The organism is Leyella lascolaii (assembly GCF_900079775.1).
In the GTDB taxonomy this organism is placed as follows: domain Bacteria; phylum Bacteroidota; class Bacteroidia; order Bacteroidales; family Bacteroidaceae; genus Prevotella; species Prevotella lascolaii.
Genome location: NZ_LT556034.1, coordinates 284,308 through 302,164 on the forward strand (window position 1 = coordinate 284,308; position 17,857 = coordinate 302,164).

Here is a 17,857-nt window from a genome sequence, read left to right on the forward strand (position 1 = left end):
AAGTAGAGACGCAAAATTTTGCGTCTCACAAGCAAGGAACGCACTGTAAAAGAAGCATTTGGCACACCTGTTACTTGCATTTCGTTGGACGGGAGACGCAAGATTTTGCGTCTCTACTGTTAGGGATGGATTGAAAATTGATGGATTGTTGTAGGTGGTACATAGGGGATGGCGAGAGGTGGTTGTGGAATGGAAAAAAGGCGGGCATTATCATGTGTCCGCCTTTTTTCAGTTATAATTGTAAATGGGATTGTGTTCTTATTTCACGAACTTCTTTCCGTTCCTGATGTATATGCCCTCTTTCAGAGCATCTGTGTCGGTGCCTACGTAGCGTCCGTCGATGCTGTAGATGCGGTTGTCGGCAGGTTTTCCTGATACGCTTCCGTTGTCACCGGCAGTCACGCCCTCTATGCCTGATGTGGTGACAGACTCAATCTTCACCTCGTCGAGGAAGAATATGTTGCCGGGAGTGAACGTCACGCTCACCTTGCCCGTGCCCTCGACCGCGAGAGTATATTCCGTCATCTTGCCTATGCTCATAGTGTAGTCGGTCTTGCTGAGCGTGGCGTTGCCATTGGCAGAGAGTGTGAGCTGCGACGCGTTGGCACCCGTGGTGAGCGGAGCCGCCTTGAACGTAAGCCTTGCCATTCCGTTCAGCTCAAACTCCGGAGTGGTGGCAGCACCGGTGAACATGGCACACTGGTTGGCTCCTCCTGCCTTGGTGTATATCCATCCGTCGGTGTCGGTGCTCATGGTACCCGTTCCCACGTTCTTGTTCGCGCCTATGTTGTTGAACACGCCGTCGTTTCCGCCCTTGCCGTTGCATCCGTCAAACGACTCGTAGAGCAGTATGCTCGACACTGACGGAGCGAAGTTGAAGGATATTGTTCCGTCGCTGTTGCGTGTTATGCCGGTTATGTCCTTGTTCATAAGATAGGAGCCGTCGGTGTTCTTGTTGTACACCTCAGCAGCCGGTCTCGATGTGTTGGTGAGGCTGTTGTTGGAGTTGTAGGGGAACACATCGCCTGCGATGTTTCTTATTCCGCGCAGTCCGTCGGCTACGACTGGCGTGCAGCGCATGCGGTTGGGGTCGTCGTTCACTTTGTTGCGTGCCCATACGTTCTCGTCGAAGTCAACGTGCACCACCAGCAGACCCGACGCCTCGAGTCCCGCGTCCCATCCTGTCTGGCTGCGGTTTTCCAACAGATAATACTCGTCGCTGTGTCCGTCGTTGCGTATGAGGTAAGCCTTGCCTCCGTCGGAGAGCGGAGCCATGTCGTCCACCGATGTGGCTTCGGTCAGCTCCTCCGGCTCCAGCCATCCCGCAAAGGCACGCTCCCATGCCGTGTATCCGGCGGGGATGTAAGAGTTTCCGTTATAGTTGCCCTGGTCCATGATGTCCCATGTGCTCATGCCGTAGCCTCCGCTGTAGTCGGTGTCGTACATGTCGGCAAGTCCGAGACAGTGGGAGAACTCGTGGCATATAGTGCCGATGCCGTCGATGCGTGTCGCGCTCGCCATCTCACATCCGCACGCATAGGTGTTGATTCTCATTCCGTCGAGCGTCATGTATCTGCCCAGCGCGCCGAGCAGCTGCCACTCGTGAGGCCAGATGGTGCCCTCGTCGCCTCCGGATGCCTCTCCCCGTCCGGCGTAGAGGAAGAACACCTGGTCCACCTCTCCGTCACCGTCCCAGTCGTATTTTGTGAAGTCGATGTCATTGTCTACAGCCAGAAGAGCCGTCTCGAGCATCTCTCCTATGTTGGCGTTGTCGTTCGTTCCGTAGTGGGCATAGCCTTCTGGCATGCGCACCGGACCGGCGATGTCGAAGCTCAGGAGGAACTGTCCGTAGCTCTGGTCGCGGAAGTAGTCACGCACCGACCCTATGAATCCCATGTCGTTACTGAAGTTGTCCTCGTTCAGTATGCGGTTGTACAGAGCCACATCGTGACCGTCGCGGAACGGCATGTCGGCAAACTCCACAAGTATGACAAGACCTTTTTTCTCTCCCACATACGGCGGATGGTCCCCGCCCAGTGTCACGTTTGACGGACCTCCCTGCGCGTATGCCGGTCTTGAGGCTTTGCGTACGGCACGCTTGGCAGCCGCGCTCTTTCTGAGAGCCTCGAAGTCAGCCGTCTCAAATAGCCTTGTCGCGCTGTTCATTGTGAACCGGCGTCCGTCGGCACTCTCCCAGTAGTTCATGAACTCGTCGCCTCTCAGCTCTGCCTTCACTTCTGTTCCGTCGGCAAGACGTATGGTCTTCCATATGCCACGCTTTGCCGGTACGGCAGCCGCCCCGAGTGTGAAGAGCAGCGAGGCGCACACGATGAGTAGTTTTTTCATTTGCGTTCTCCTTGTTTATATTTATGATATTCTGTGTCTGTATTGTCTCCGCCGGCGGCGCGTATGCGCATGTCACGGTTGGCTTGTGCCTGTTATGGCGTGTCAGGACTTCGCGTAAAATCCGTCAGCCGGTACTTGAGAATAAAAAAAGGATGAGACAGCGGTCTGCGGACAGCGGTCTCATCCTATTGTCAGTCTGTTCTGCTTATCTTTTTATCCACGCTGGAATCTGATGTATTTGGTTGCGCTTACTTTCTTTAAGCTGTTGATTTTGCGTATCTTCTTTCCTACGTGTCTGAACTTGCTCTTGTCAGTCTGTCTCATGACCATAGTCTGCTTCTTGGCTCCGGCAGCCTTTGCCTTAGCCTGAGCTGTGACAGCATCGGGAAGCACGAGCACCGTTGTGGGCAGGAACACGGGCTGGGTTGAAGTAACGTCATTCACTCCGAGATAGTAGCCTGTGCCAGCCTCCATCATTGTGCCGCCCATGAAAAGCTCCTTAGGCTCGAATGTCACCACACCGTCTTTGAGCGTTCCCTTGATGAGTCCTGCGCCTTTCACAGCGTCGAACGGATTGCCCGCGTCGATATATGCGCCTCCGAGCGAGAAGAGTGTGATTGTGCCCCAAGGCTTGGTCTGTGCCTGGTCCTGCCAGCCTCCGTCTATACCTATCGGCTGAGCCTGGATGTATACGGCGTCAGGATCGTGCGCGTCTATAATCAGGTTGTAGTCCTGCGACTCGTCATAGCCGTATCCGCCCTGCACCTGATAGTAATAGTTGTCCGGATGATAAGGATTGATTACTCTGTAAACACCGGGAGTGTTCACGTTCTCCTGTATCTGCACCTCATATGTGGGAGCCGGAGCCGGGTTACCGTTCTGGTCGCCGAGGAACATCGGAGCGAACGCATAGTCGGTGTACAGACCCGTGCCGATGCCTTTCCATTCGCCCGGAGTGAGGGCGAAGTCGAATGTGGTGGTGGCATAGTTCTGCAGAGTGCCCTCGTCGTCGTAAGCCACTGCTATCATCGTGCATGTTCCGCTGTAGTTGCACGGTACTCTCACGTCACCGCTTTCCTTCACGCTTACAGTCTCGACTGCTCCTCCGAGCACCTGGTTGAGCGCATTATCGGCGTTGTCGCCCTCAACAACGGCAACCTTTGCTTCTGCCACGTCTGCTCCGAGAGTGACTTTGCCCAGCGCGAAGCTCTCCTCCTCAGCACTGATGAGCGCGCCTGAGTAACTCAGACTGATGCTGTAGTCGGTAATCTCGTAGCCAGGGAACACGATGTCGATGACACCGTCCTGAGAAGCTGTAGAGGGATTTCCATAACCAGAAACCGGATCATAGTAGAACGGTGCGAGTTGTATTTCACCCGGCAAGCCGTTCTCCTGATAAGCCAGTACGCGGCTGTGTGTCCATGCTTCTTCCGTGGCATAGTTGCCTCCGAAGTGTACCGGATGCCAAATCTCAGTTACGTTGCCTTGTCCCATCATGTCGATGCCCACAGGTGTCGGGCTGAAATACACAAGGTCGCTCTGTGTGATGGTGACACCGCTGAGTGAGTTGCCCGGCTGCATGATGGTCACTTCAAGATAGTCATCCGTGGGGTATACCTCGTATCCCTCGTCCTCATACATCTCCGCTATTTCCTTGTAAGGATTCATGATGCGGAACTGGTTGGGGTCTATCTCGTTCTGCATGATTTCCACATCAACATATCCGGTAATGAGCTGTGTGTCGGAGAAGTGACCTGTACCCAGTGATTTGTATGGAGCGGGGATGCCTACCGAGAAAGTATATACAGACTGTCCGTAAGGCGTGGTGTAGTCAGCGTCGGTGACGCTGATGCTCACTTCCTTGAAGTCGTCGTATTCCAGTTCTATCTCTGGATTGAGGTCTACCGTCACTTCGGCAGTGCTCTCGCCTTCTGCGAAGCTCACCTGTCCCGGCATGCTGAAGAGATCCTTGTCCTCGTCGGCAGTTGTGAGCGTGAGGTTCACTGTCAGCGCGTCGTCTGTCTTCACGCGGCTTACAGGCACCGTGAAGCTTGTCGCGCCCGGTTCAAGGTTGACTGTGGTCTCCAGCTCGCTGCTGAAGTATACCTGCGCTCCTGCTACGGCTCCGGCGGGGTCGTATTCATATTCCTCGGTGCAGGAGCCCATGGTAAGGGCTGCTGCGGAGAGGAGCGTCATAGCGCAATAATTGAATATTCTGTTCATATATGGTAATTGCTTTATGAATTATTGGTGTTGCTGTTTTACTCGTAAGGAATCGGATCGTATGCACGGCTCGGGTCCGGGTTGTTGAATTTGGTGACTTCATAGTTGTTCACCTGCTCGTAGTAGTCTATCACCCAGTTCATCCAAGCCGGACGGGTTGTAGTGTTGAACGCCTCGTCGGGCACATGGTTGCTGCCGGCATAGCTGCGTGTGCATGGGATGTTGCATCTCTTGACGTCGAAGAAAGCCTGTCCCTCTCCCCACAGCTCTATGCGCTTCTGGAAGAGAATCTCCTCGATGAGACGCTCCTGAACTGTTATGCCGCATGTATATGAGGCGTCGCGGTTGGCTTTCATGAAGTTTTCAAGGAGAGAAGCGGCGCGTGCCACACCGTCGGTCTGGCGTGCGGCAGCCTCAGCCTCGATGAAATACATCTCCTCTACACGCATGAGCGGATAGTCCATCTCACCGCCTGCGCTGAAGTCGGACACATTGCCTGCTGCCGGACGGAACTTGAGTGACGAGTAGTCTTTAAGAGCTTCGCCTATGGCAGGGTCGCAGTAGGTGTTCTGTCCGTCAAGCGCGCTGCCTGCCGGAGCCTTCCACATGAGCTTGCGCCAGTCGGTGTCGCTGATGCGCTCGTACATGCTGCGGTCTATCATAATCTCCGAGCCAGCCTCGGGGGTGGAATATCCCCATGTTGTCTCGCAAGAGAAGAACGAGCAGTAGTTCTGCAGATTGTTTATCATAGACTCCTTGTTGATGTGCACTCCCCACATCCAAGGTGTGGCGGTGTTGAATCCTGTTGAGGTGTTCAGAGCCTCCTCTTGGGTCATCACATGACCTGTGCAGTTGTCGATTGCCTTGCGTGCGTACTCCTCTGCAAGGTCGTACTTCTCCAGCCACATGTAAAGACGCGCATACAGACCGTACACGCAGTCGAGATGGGGCATTGACTTGTCGGCAAGGGTGAGCTTGGTGATATACTCCTCAGCCTTCTTCAGGTCGCTCTCGATGAACGCTCCGAGAGTGGCACGGTCAACGCGCGGGTTGTTGCGTGCCTGTTCATCGGTTGTGTTCTCGTCCACGATGGGCACTGTCAGTCCGAGAACGCTCTCGCCTTCGGGGCTCAGCGGCTCTACGGCGTCGTTCTCCAGAAACTCATACTCACGACCCATGTCAAGATAGAACATTGCGCGATAGGCAAGAGCCGCGCCGAGATAGCCGAGCTGAGTGTCGCTGGCTGTCTCAGGATCGAGTGTCCTGATGATGACGTTCGCACCGTTGACATACGATGTCTGTGCGGTCCACAGCATCTGCGCGTAGGCATAGTCGATGCCCTGAGCCACATTCTGTCCCCATGACGAGAACTGGTTGTACATGTTGTCGTTGGCTGTAGCCATATCCTGTGTCATGACGTCGCGCACGTGCATTATCGCCGGATAGCCGAAATCCCAGTGCGCGCCTCTTCCGAGAGTCTCTGTATTGAGCTGGGCAGGAACAGCCATGAGCATTGCCTCCACCGCCTGGGAGTTCCCCTCCACCTGTCCGGTAGTGGCGTTCTGTGTGGGGAATGTCTCGTCTATACATCCTGTGAGCATGAACGACGATGCGGCTACGAGAGCCATTCCCATTCCATATTTATTCAGTATTTTCATTGTCTTCTGTTGTTTTGTTTTATCATTTTTAGAATGAAATAGTCACACCGCCCTGTATGGTGCGCATAGGTGAATAGGTGTATGCGGCTGTGGCACCGGTGATACTCTGGCGCGGGTCAAGTCCCTGACGCTTTGACCAGAGCCACAGGTTGGAACCTGAGAAGTATACACGCACGTTTGTGAGGTGTGCCTTAGCGACGAGGTTCTTCGGCAGAGTGTATCCGAAGTTGACGTTCTGCAGGCAGAGGTAAGACGCGCTTGTTAGGAAGCGGTCGGAAGCTGCTGCCATGTTGTCGTCTGAAATCTCGTACTTAGGAATGTTGCTGTTAACATTCTCCGGTGTCCATGCGTTGATGAGGTCGGTGTGGAAGGCATATCCTCTGCTGCCTGCCATTGAAGACGCATACTCAGAGTCGTATACCTTTCCGCCGAGCTGATAGGTGAAGTCGAGCGAGAGGTCGAAGCCTTTGTATGCGAATGTGGTTCCGAATCCTCCGTAAGCCCATGGAAGAGCCGTTCCGCAGAGGAATTTTGTAGCCTCGGTAGCGTTCTTTGTGGTCTCGATGACATATTCGGTCTTCGGCTCGCCGTTCTTGTCAAGCACCGGATTGTTGTTCTCGTCTACAACAGGCTTGCTCACTCTCTTGTAGTAGAGAGCCTCTCCAGTCTCGTGGTCTACGCCTGCGAACTTGTGCATGTACCATGTGTACATGGACTCGCCCTCACCGTAGAAATACTGTCCGCCGCCGTATCCGCGTGAGCCGTTGGGCGCGATCTCAGTCTTGTTCTCCTCGTTTATCTCCGCAATCTCGTTCTTGTATGCGGTGAGGTTGAGGTTCAGTCCCCATTCGAAGTCCTTTGTGCGGAGCACAGTTCCGTTGAGCTCTACCTCGACACCCTGGTTGTGCATGTTACCGGTGTTGTCGTAGGTTGAGGTGTAACCGCTCGAAGGCGGCAGCTGGAATGCCGTGAGCATGTCGGTGGTACGGCGTATGAAATACTCCATGCTACCCATGAGGCGTCCCTTGAACAGTGAGAACTCTACGCCTGCGTTGAAGTTGGCGTTCTTCTCCCATGTGATGGTCTCGTTGCCTTTTGTTCCGCTCGGCACAAGGGCTATCTCGCCGTTGTTGTTCTGGAAAGAGTAGCGGTCTGTGTAAAGATAGAAAGGTATGTTGTCGTTACCCTGCTCACCGTAAGACGCCTTAATCTTCAGTTCGTCTACCCAAGGAGCGTTGAACCAGCTCTCCTTGCTTATTATCCATGCCGCACCGAACGACCAGAAGTTACCCCAGCGATGGTCGGGATGGAACACAGAGGAAGCGTCGCGGCGGAAGCTGACCGATGCGAAATAACGGTTGTCGTAGTTGTACTGCGCGCGTCCGAAATATCCTTCGGTGTTATAGTCAAGTGTGTAAGATTTGATGGAGCTGTCTGTGATAGCTCCGGCAAGCTCCGGATTGCCCAGTGAGAAGATGTTTGTCTTGCTTCCCGAGAGCGAATAGTCTTTCTTGCGGTAGTACTCGTGACCAAGCATCACCTCTGCGTCGTGCTTGCCGAACAGATGATGCCAGTTGAGCAGCTGCTGGTAGTTGTAAGCCCATGTGCGTGTGTGACCCACTCCTACACTTCCTCCAATGTTGGCAGACTGTCCGAAGATGTTCTGTGAAAGGCTGTTGGCGCGCTGCTCGTTGAGCATTCCGGTGTTGCGCGATGTGAATGTGAAGTCCTTGAGGAAACGTATCTCGGCTGTACCTGTGACGTTGAACGAGTTGCCGTTGTAGCTGTCAGTGCCGAGCTGTATGTCGTTAAGAGGGTTAGCCGAGCCGTACATCGGACGCACCAGACCGTTTATCTTGCCGTCTCCGTAGTCGTACTCAGGCAGTCCAGTGGTGCTGTTGGTCATGATGTTGCCCTTTGCGTCGCGTATGTAGAGCGGATATATCGGTGCGAGCGAGCGCAGGTTGAAGAGGTTGCCCGAGCTTGTCGCAGTCTCATCAGCGAGATACTGGCTGTCGTAGTGGGCATAGTCGAAGTTTCCACTCACCTTGAGCCACGGACGAACCTGATAGTTGCCTTTCATTCGGGTGGTGAGACGCTTGTAGTCGCTCTTCACAGTTATACCTTCGTTGTTGAGATAGTTGAACGACATGTAGAACGAGCCTTTGTCGTTGCTTCCGTTTGCCGTAACCGAATATTCCTGACGCAGACCGTTGCGGTAGGCTGCATCAGCCCAGTTGTCGGGCATGAGCATGTACTGGCTGACACCGTCGGCACCTGTTACGAGTGCTCCAAGTGTGGCGGCGGGGTTGAGTTTTCCGTTAGTACCGATGAGGGTCTGACCGTTCGGAACATTATATACATTGTATCCCAGACCGTAGGATGTGCTGTTGATGAGGTTCTGGTTTGCCCATACGTGAGCCGCGTTGCCGTCATATCCGAGACGGTTGGCTGCATAGTTTTTCAACGCTCCATAGTACATCTCGTAGTATTTTGCAGGACTTGTCACGTATTCATAGTCAGGTATGGCACGTGAGTTAGAACCCCATTTCGTGTCGACAGTGATACCGCTTGTGCCCTGTCCGCCGCCTTTTGTGGTGATGATGATGACACCGTTGGCACCGCGCGCACCGTAGAGGGCAGCCGAAGCGGCGTCCTTCAGCACTGTCATGGATGCGATGTCGTTGGGGTTGAGAGTGTTCATGTCGCCCTCGAAAGGAGCGCCGTCAAGGATGATGAGCGGGTTCTGACCTACAGAACTTGAGCTCATCATTGTGCTGATACCACGGATACGTATCTGGAAATCGCTGTTGCCGGGCTGTCCGCTTGCTGAATTTATCTGTACACCGGACACTTTACCTGTGAGTGACTGCAGCGGGTTTGAGTCGGCTGTCTTCTTTATCTGGTCGTTGTCGAGCACTGCTGCCGAACCTGTGAAGGCTGATTTCTTAGCCGTTCCGTAGGCAACGACCATCACCTCGTCTATCATCTGGTTCTCCGGCTGGAGCACGATGTTCATGTTGCGTGCCGCTTTCACCCTCTGCGGAACCATTCCCAGATAGGTGATGTCCAGTTCTGTGCCCACCGGCACGTTGATTGTGAACACGCCATCAGCATTGGTCACGGCTCTCGCATTCATGCCGACGGCCTTTACCGTGGCACCGACTACGGGCTGTCCATCCTCTGCCGAGGTGACCGTACCTGTCAGGCGCGACTGTGCCAGCGCCATTCCTATGCTCAGGAACAGGCAGGCAAAAAACATTGTCAGTCTTTGTTTCATAAAAATCTCTCTCCTGATTTGATTTAAATAATTAAAAAATGTTTATTCTTTTGTTTCGTGATGTACCTGTGTGTAGCGTAGTGTTATCCCTCCGCTTCGTCTTTGTAGGGCGTCCGTTGTTCTTTTTCRCCGCCCAAACCGARATATGTRAGAATCTAAATTATTCTTAACCGATGTTCTTGAACATATACGGTTTTGCTGTTTTTTTGTTAAATTTGCATARACCTCTGTCGCAGAGGTTAAGATATAAGAGTGATGACATGACCTGTTAAATGCATGTGGGGCATTGCTTAGGCAGCTTTATGTTTTGGCAGAAAACGGAATCCGTACCGTTATTTAGAACTATCTACAAGTCTTAGCGATAGGTCAGACAGGATAGTGAGATATATGGCATATGCATTGGGTGCTGCCGTCAGAAATCTACTGACGGACGCCATTTATGAATAAAAGAACATGTGACAATCACACCTGCGCATTGGTTGCAAAAAGTGTTTTTGAAGGTTGATGATCCTCACGAAGTGAGTGTCATGCCTGCAACGGGCGATGATATTAATGTATATAATATAATAAGGTGTAAGAAAATATTCTTACAGGCATCATCATACAGACTTTCATTATGATGTGATGAAAATAAAAAGAGCCATATGCATGCCCGTTGCAGGGATGATATGACTCTTTGACTTATAAAGTGTCTGACAATGTGTGGCAGACGGAGTGAGTGACTCGCATCAGTTCTTTATGAACTTCACACCATTTCTGATGTATATTCCACGTCCGAGTTTATCGGCATCGGTTCCTAAATAGCGACCTTCAAGACTGAATATGCGGTTGTCTTCCTTCTTATCGACAGTCGGTAGGTTGCCGATGGCTGTTGTCCAGTTTGAATCGTTTTCGGCTCTGAGCGTGACACTGCCTCCGTTCTTCACGAGAATGTAGCTGTTGTTCACGGTCTCCTTGCTACGCACCGGTTGCCAGTCGGTCTCGTCTACCGATTTCGTGGCAAGATAAACGCGGTATGTTCCATTGGGGAGATAGGAAACCTGAGCCGGTGCGTTTGATATGCTCAAGCCTCGCAGATATGGGACGTCCGTGAGGTCGGACTCGTCTGCAAGAATCAAAAGAGACGTCACGGCTCCGGTGTTCACGTTGCATATCATGACGGCGAGCCGTCCAGTGAAGTTGTCGACATCGACATTATAAATGCCGTCGCACTTGACATTGAGAGTATTCATTGAGTTTGTGATGACGAGATTGCTGCCCAGTCCCCAGAGTGAATGGTAGGTGCCGTTGTAAGTGGTGTCATCGGGCGTGCGCACAGTCACCATGTCCTGTCCGCGGGTATATCCGTCGAGGTCGGCGATGTCGAAGAATCCGTTGTCCGTGCCGCCCCATCCCCAGTTGACATGCACCAGTCCATTCTCGTCGTAACCGTCGAGAATGAACGAATGGCCTCCCTGGGCGGACTGTCCGCCATAAATGACCGGGCAACCGTCGCTCAGTTCACGGAATATCATGTTCATCCACTCCTCGGCAGGATAAAACTCGCGTGTATAGAGCTTTATGCTCTCGTCATACTTGAAATACTTGCGCAGAGCCAGACATGCGTCAGCACTGTAAGCTCCGCTGCCCGTTGTGGTGTAGTGCATCTCCACAGCCACTCCGCAATGCAACATGAGTTTTGCCACCGCATTTGCCTGCTCCTGTGTGTAGTTGCCGGGAGTGTATACGGGCAGCATGTTATCGTAATCGTAGTTTGTCTCAAAATTAGCCGCCGGTCTTACTGTGCCGTAACCTTCCTCAGAGGTATATGTATAAGAATTATGTCCGTTGCCTTTGAGGGGATATTTGTGATAATACATCATCTGCGCCATGGATGTCGCGACACACCCGGTCACGTAATTCTTCCGGCTGCCGTTGACAGTATAGGTAGGACACATGTTGTTGAACGGCGCGCTCTGGTTCCAGCGTGTTACGAGCAGTTCGTCTACATGACTTTTATATTCAGAAGCTCTCCGCACCTTTGCCGGCTGTCGTCCCTCGTCCAGTTTTTTCTCAAGCGACGAGTTGACGGACTCCATCCACCAGAGGAATGCGGGCGAATGACTGTCGGTGAGAGAAGCGTCGCTGTAACCGAGCACAGGGGAGAATGTGTCGTCATTGGCTATTACGGCATATCCGCCTCCGGCATATCCAAGTACGGTGAGCTGCGATTTGCGGTCCAACACTTTCAGAGTGGCTGCGGCGTTGCTGCGCATGCCTTTTGCCATGGATGTGGTTGACAGGGCTTTTGCCGCCTCCTGGCGCAACTGTGCCGCCGTGCGCGGCTTTGCGCCTACAGTACATGCCACAGCCAGCATCAATGATATTATTAAGAAATGTCTTTTCATAATAGAAGTATTTTATATAATGGTCAAAAGCCGGAGATTTCCCGGCTGAATGATATATAAAGGCAGGTTGCAGGACTATGCCGTCCGGACAACCTGCCTTCTGCATTTTGATTTGTATCCTTAAATATAAGGCGAGAGATTAATTCTTCTTCGTAAGTGTTATGTCATACATTACATTCCACATGCCTTGTCCCGGTTGGAAGAGATAAAGGCTTTGTGCTTCGTTGAACTTGATGACATCGGGCAGCACTTTGCCTTCAGCTACAGTCCATCTGGRTGTAACGTCATTGAATGTGTACTGACGACCGTTGTCTGTAGCCCATACCCACTGATAGTCAGTACCGTAGGATGCAATCTGCTCACCGCAGATGAAACCGAGCGTTCCAACCCTCAATGTCTTGTCATATGAATAGCGGAAGCGCCATGTGCAGTCAAGATAAACATTAGAACCTAAGTTAAACATTGACGGACATGAGGCTGTAAGGATGCTCTCATAGTCGGCGGAATTCTCATTAGCTGTTCCGCTTATCTTCACGTCAAAAGAGACATCCTGAGACTGCCCGGGAACTTGCTTGCCGTCCGCGTCAAACACAGGTTTCTTGGCGTTAAGCGTCCATGTGCCGAAGAATGCCAGATAAGTGTCGCCATCGTTATCTTTTATGGTTACGGTTGTCTTCTGTGTCTTTATCTCTGCACCTTTTGCAGAGACAATGGTCAGAGTGAACTGGCGTGGATCGTTGATGACATTGTCGTCCAAAGTCTTCACCTCTACGTTAAGCGTTCCGGTGCTGAGTGTGTCGGCATTGATGTTGAGTGTCTTGTCGGTAATGAAATAGTGTTTTCCCTCAACAGCTCCGTTCTCGCCGACAGGTGCAGCCTCAATCTTTATCTTCACAGCACCGTTTCTGAGGCCGCTCACGTTTATAGGAATGTTTGTGTAGCCAGACGTAGCTTCGTTTATCTCTACTTCCTCGCTGGCAAATCCGACAGTACACTGCCCGGTGTTTATGTCATCCCCATTATCGGAGCACGACCATATGAACGGCAGTGCAATCGCCAAAAGCATATATATTTTTATGTGTTTCATAAGTCTTTCTTGCTTTTATGATTGTTGTTTTGTTGGCAGACGGACCGCTGACACTCAACGCTCCGTCTGCATTTAGAATTAGTATCCTGGATTCTGAACCATTTTCTTATTCACGTCCATCTCGTGCTTCGGTATCGGCCATGTGAACCTGTTGTCACCGGCAGGACGCTCGAGCTGTGTGGTTGTAGGTCCGGGCAGCAGCAACAGGTCTTCCTGCTGTGCCTCGCCGCGCTCCATATTCTTGTGCCAGCGTTTGAGGTCAAACAGACGTGTGCCTTCACCCACCATCTCACGCTGACGCTCATTCTGAAGCTCAGTCATTATAGTAGAAGCGCTAAACGAACGGTCTTTATAATCTGCGATGCGTTTCTTCTCAAGAGCATTGATATACTGGGCTGCCTTTACAAGATAAGACTGGTCGGTCTGTGCAAGCTGCGCGTATGCCTCAGCCGCTATGAGATACATTTCGGCTATGCGGAATGCCTTTGGCTCTATTACAGAACGTGCCTCGGTGACTTTATACTCTTTGTAGAGTCTTGTTTCAAGCGGGAACTTGTTGAATGCATAAACGCGACCGGATGTTCCGGTTGTGGTTTTAATGTCTATCTGATTGAAGTAAGCCTTCTTACGGTAGTCCTTGTCACTGTAAAGGTCGACGAGAGTCTTCGTAGGCACAAAGTCTGGCTCTTTGTCAACCGGCTGGTAATATGTTCCCAATCCGGAGATAAGCTCAGACTTGCTGGCAATGGCAAGCTGCAGAATTGTTTCCATACCCGCGTCTTCAGCCCACATGGATTTCAGTTCATCAGTCCCTTCTGCCAGAGCATATGTGCCTGAAGAGATGAGAGCTTCCGCATACTTGGCTGCATCCTTATAGTTGTCCATTGCAAGAGCCTGACGCGCGCGCAGTGCCGTGATGGCATCCTGAGTGATATATGCGCTAAGCGCAGCATTTGGTTCGCTGACATATTTAGCCGCGCTGTCGAGGTCGGCTGTCACCTGTGCCATCGTCTCGGCGAGAGTTTTTCTTCCCGGATATGTGCTTGGGTTAGACGACGGAGCGTAGTCGAGACGATAGGAAACACCGCTGTTCGCCTTGTCTGCCGTTGAAGCATCATAGTCGGCGCAGTAGAACTGCGAGAGCATGAATATGCTGTATGCGCGCAAGAAGAAGGCGTCACCTTTCGCAGCCCTCACACTCACCATCTCAGCGTCTGTGAAAAGCGATTTGTCTGACATGTCACACTTGTTATATCCGTCGATGATAAAGTTGGCACGGGTTATTGCGCTCTGATAACCGCCGTACACACCGTCTATCGTACTATTCTGTGGGGTGAAATCCCAACGGTACATGTCACCGAAGGTATTTGAGTTTCCGATAAGAGCATGAAAACCGTCACACTGTACTTCAGGCGTAGTGTATCGTCCGTTGCCCCCTATTGTCCCACGCAATGCGGAATACAGCCCCACGCGCATTGCCTTGAAGTCGGTAGGTGTCTGCAGAGCCTCTGTGTCTTTTAAAGATCCATAAGGCTCCTTGTCCATGTCGCATGATACCAGAAGACCGGCAGTCAATGCAAGAAACAAATATATCTTTTTCATTGTTTATCCTTGTTTTACGTTTATAATGTTAACTGTATACCGAATGAATACTGACGTGTATTCGGATAGTTACCCAAAGTAYCATAGTCGTCCACCTCAGGGTCATATCCGTGGTATCCGGTGAAAGTCAGCAGGTTGCGCCCGATGAAATAAACCTTCGCGCCCTTAACAATCTTTGTGGCGTTAAGCCAGTCCTGCGGAAGGCTGTAGGACAGCTGCAGGAACTTCAGGCGTACAAACGACGCGTCTTCAAACAGACTTGTGTCTAACTGACGCTGACAGTTCGCTGCCGCTATGTTTGTAATTTGTCCCGGATGTGTCCACATATTGAGCATAGCCGTGCTTTGGTTGCCTTGTGTTGCGAAAGCTGGGTTCTGCACAAAATACAGGTCGTTGTTCGCCATGTAGCGGTCGAACATACCAATGAACTGCACGTCGAGCTGCAGACCTTTCCATGATACGGTTGTTGAGAAACCGCCTGACCACGGAGCAATCACTCCCTTGTCGAGCATCACTCGGTTGTCTTCAGAAAAGACTTTTGTCTCGTTGCCGTTCTTGTCGAGCCATACAGTCTGACCGTCAGCCGGATCAACGTGACTCCAACGCACCTGATACAGTGTACCGTAAGCATAACCCTTCTCAAGGTGGATGAGATTGGTCACATCGTAAGAGTCAGCCCCCTTAAACAGTTTTGTCACTTTGTTCTTGTTATAGTTTCCGTTGAGAGATACGCTCCAGTACCAGTCCTTGTTCTTTATTATGTCATAGCTGATGTTGAAGTCCACACCGCGGTTGTACATCTCAGCCACATTACCCCAACCGGTACCAAAGCCTGTTGTGTAGGAATAGGGCATTTTAACGAGCATGTTGGATGTCACCTTATTATAGAACTCCACATCAAACGAGAGTCGGTTGAACAAACGTCCGTTCAAGCCTACGTTGAATGTCTTCACCGTCTCCCATGTAAGCTCAGGGTTGGGCGCGTTGGCTACAGCCGAACCTGTATCACCGTTGTACTCCAGACCTCCACCGACAAGTCCGAGAGCCATATACGGATCTATTCCAGAGTTACCTGTTGAACCATAGCTTACCTTGAATTGCAGGTCGTTGAGCCAGCTGCGTGTAGATTCCATGAAGTTTTCTTTCGCTACACTCCACATGAATGCTGCGGCACCGAATGTTGCCCAACGATTGTTCTCACCGAAGAGTGACGAGCCGTCGCGACGTATACTCAAGTCGACGAAATATTTGTCGGCATAAGCGTAGTTGAGCGTACCAAACCATGAGTTGCGCACTTCCTCCGAGATGCCTTGTGAAGGTACTCTTACGTTTTTTTGTGCTGCAAGTGGAAGCATGAGAAGTCTGTTGTCCTCAAAGCCATCTGCTGACACACCGAACGACTCTGTCTTACCATACATGGACTCCTGACCGAGAAGAACGGTAACGTTGTGTCTCTCAAGGAAGTTGAACTTATACTCGGCTGTATTAGTCACCGTCCAACGGTAGAAGCGTGAGAAACTTTCTGCCACGTAACCTTTCTCTGCAAAAGACACTTCAGGAGTTTTAAGACACTTGGATGAACTACGCAAGTCGTTAGCGTCAAGACCAACCGCTGAACGTATGTTCAGACCTTTGACAGGATTGATGTTAACGAAAAGGTTCTCGTTCAGTCGCACGCGACGTGTGTTTGACGGCTGTATCTCAGACAGGTAATATGGGTTATAGTCCCCGTTAGGATATACGTTCACGCGCTTGCCGTAGCCTTCAAATGTACTGTTGGCGTAGTCTTCCGGATTAAGACCAAGTACCTCATAATAAGAAAGTGTCGGCAAGAACGTACGGGCTACGAAAGCCTTGTTGCCAGGGCTGTTTGACTGATTACCGTAAGCTGCTTCCTTAAACTTTGTATAAGCAATATTCGTGTTGGCACCTACCTTGAGCCAGTCGTTTACGTTAGACTCGATGTTGGCACGCAGTGTCTCGCGGCGCATGTTGGAGTCGTCCATGATTCCGTCTGCGTCATAGTGTCCGTAAGAAACGAGATAGGACATGTTGTGAGAACCGCCGCGTATGCTAACGTCTATCTGTGAAGTCGGCTTTGTGCCTCCGAAAAGCTTCTCCTTCCAGTCTGTACCTATATTATATTTCTTATAATAAGCCTTCATTGCCTGGAAGTTGGCATCTGTCTTGTAAGAAGGGTTGAGCATCTCCTGGAAAGCGAGCCATTGGTTGGCATCCATCATGTCGAGGTTGTCACCCGTCATCTCAGACAGACCGTACTGCGCGCTTATCGATATTGTCGGTGACTCGCCGAAGTTTCCTCTCTTGGATGTTATGATAACTACACCGTTTGCCGCACGCGAACCGTAGATTGCCGTAGCCGACGCATCCTTGAGCACGGTCATGTTCTCGATGTCGTTAGGGTTGAGCGAAAGGAATGTATTTTGCGAAATTTCACTTCCGTCAAGTATGAACAGAGGTTCGGTAGTCGCATATATTGACGTAACACCACGTATACGCATGCTTGTCGTAGCTGACGGTTCACCCGAAGACGTGAACACCTGCAGGCCGGACACCTGTCCCTGCAAAGCGTCTCCTACGTTTGCCACAGGACGGTTTGCGAGTTTGTCCGACGTCACTGTCGACACAGAGCCCGCTATTGTTCCGAGCTTACGCGCCGAACCGTAACCTGTGATGACCACACCGTCAAGTGACTGTCTGTCAGACTCAAGCACAATGCGCATATTGTTTGAGGCTTTCACCCTCTTGGGAAGCATGCCGAGATAGGTAATCTCAAGCTCCGTACCAACCGGTACATTAATAGTAAACTCTCCGTCGACGTTTGTCACAGTGCCCACATTCAGGCCCTTTGCCTTGACGGATGCTGCCACAACCGGCTCACCGTCTTCAGCCGAGGTGACTACTCCGGTCAGGCGCGACTGTGCCAGTGCCATTCCTATTCCAAGGAACAGGCAGGCAAAAAACATTGTCAGTCTTTGTTTCATAAAAATCTCTCTCCTGATTTTGATTAAATAATAAAAAATATACACCTAATTCTCTCATACAACATGACCGGAAGTAATGCGACTTTTCGCTTTTATTCACCCTCCGTCATGCATTATCATTATCCGTTTTACTTATATCTTCTTACGTTTTTCCACCTAATGGAAAATATGTCTTACATCAGTCATTTATCCTTACTGTTTTTACAATCATTTTGTTATCTTTGCGTACACCTCTGTCGCAGAGGTGTATGCTTTTAAATCATGGATGG

Annotated in this window: 8 protein-coding genes; all 8 read right to left on the reverse strand. The window is 51.2% G+C overall.

What is annotated here, in order from left to right:
* Positions 1 to 258 precede the first annotated feature (258 nt).
* The gene (locus BN4609_RS01175; RefSeq protein ID WP_068854973.1) at positions 259 to 2,346 is read right to left on the reverse strand and encodes a M6 family metalloprotease domain-containing protein; all 2,088 of its coding nucleotides are present in this window, start codon (positions 2,344 to 2,346) and stop codon (positions 259 to 261) included.
* 213 nt (positions 2,347 to 2,559) lie between these two features.
* Entirely contained in the window at positions 2,560 to 4,569 is a 2,010-nt protein-coding gene (locus BN4609_RS01180) for a hypothetical protein (protein ID WP_068854974.1), read from the reverse strand.
* Between the two features lie 38 nt (positions 4,570 to 4,607).
* Positions 4,608 to 6,227, reverse strand: a complete 1,620-nt coding sequence (locus BN4609_RS01185; protein ID WP_068854975.1) for a RagB/SusD family nutrient uptake outer membrane protein — start codon at positions 6,225 to 6,227, stop codon at positions 4,608 to 4,610.
* 28 nt (positions 6,228 to 6,255) lie between these two features.
* Positions 6,256 to 9,507, reverse strand: a complete 3,252-nt coding sequence (locus BN4609_RS01190) for a SusC/RagA family TonB-linked outer membrane protein (RefSeq protein WP_068854976.1) — start codon at positions 9,505 to 9,507, stop codon at positions 6,256 to 6,258.
* 728 nt (positions 9,508 to 10,235) lie between these two features.
* Positions 10,236 to 11,894, reverse strand: a complete 1,659-nt coding sequence (locus BN4609_RS01195; protein ID WP_084791311.1) for a C10 family peptidase — start codon at positions 11,892 to 11,894, stop codon at positions 10,236 to 10,238.
* A gap of 139 nt (positions 11,895 to 12,033) precedes the next feature.
* Positions 12,034 to 12,981, reverse strand: a complete 948-nt coding sequence (locus tag BN4609_RS01200) for a Calx-beta domain-containing protein (RefSeq protein ID WP_068854978.1) — start codon at positions 12,979 to 12,981, stop codon at positions 12,034 to 12,036.
* Between the two features lie 78 nt (positions 12,982 to 13,059).
* Entirely contained in the window at positions 13,060 to 14,583 is a 1,524-nt protein-coding gene (locus tag BN4609_RS01205; protein ID WP_068854979.1) for a RagB/SusD family nutrient uptake outer membrane protein, read from the reverse strand.
* 20 nt (positions 14,584 to 14,603) lie between these two features.
* Positions 14,604 to 17,588 (reverse strand): SusC/RagA family TonB-linked outer membrane protein, encoded by a 2,985-nt coding sequence (locus BN4609_RS01210; protein ID WP_068854980.1) that lies wholly within the window; start codon positions 17,586 to 17,588, stop codon positions 14,604 to 14,606.
* Positions 17,589 to 17,857 lie beyond the last annotated feature (269 nt).

Excerpts from the sequence above, each read along its gene's own strand:
- BN4609_RS01175 (WP_068854973.1), bottom strand. The coding sequence starts at position 2,346 with ATGAAAAAACTACTCATCGTGTGCGCCTCGCTGCTCTTCACACTCGGG.
- BN4609_RS01180 (WP_068854974.1), bottom strand. The coding sequence starts at position 4,569 with ATGAACAGAATATTCAATTATTGCGCTATGACGCTCCTCTCCGCAGCA.
- BN4609_RS01185 (WP_068854975.1), bottom strand. The coding sequence starts at position 6,227 with ATGAAAATACTGAATAAATATGGAATGGGAATGGCTCTCGTAGCCGCA.
- BN4609_RS01190 (WP_068854976.1), bottom strand. The coding sequence starts at position 9,507 with ATGAAACAAAGACTGACAATGTTTTTTGCCTGCCTGTTCCTGAGCATA.
- BN4609_RS01195 (WP_084791311.1), bottom strand. The coding sequence starts at position 11,894 with ATGAAAAGACATTTCTTAATAATATCATTGATGCTGGCTGTGGCATGT.
- BN4609_RS01205 (WP_068854979.1), bottom strand. The coding sequence starts at position 14,583 with ATGAAAAAGATATATTTGTTTCTTGCATTGACTGCCGGTCTTCTGGTA.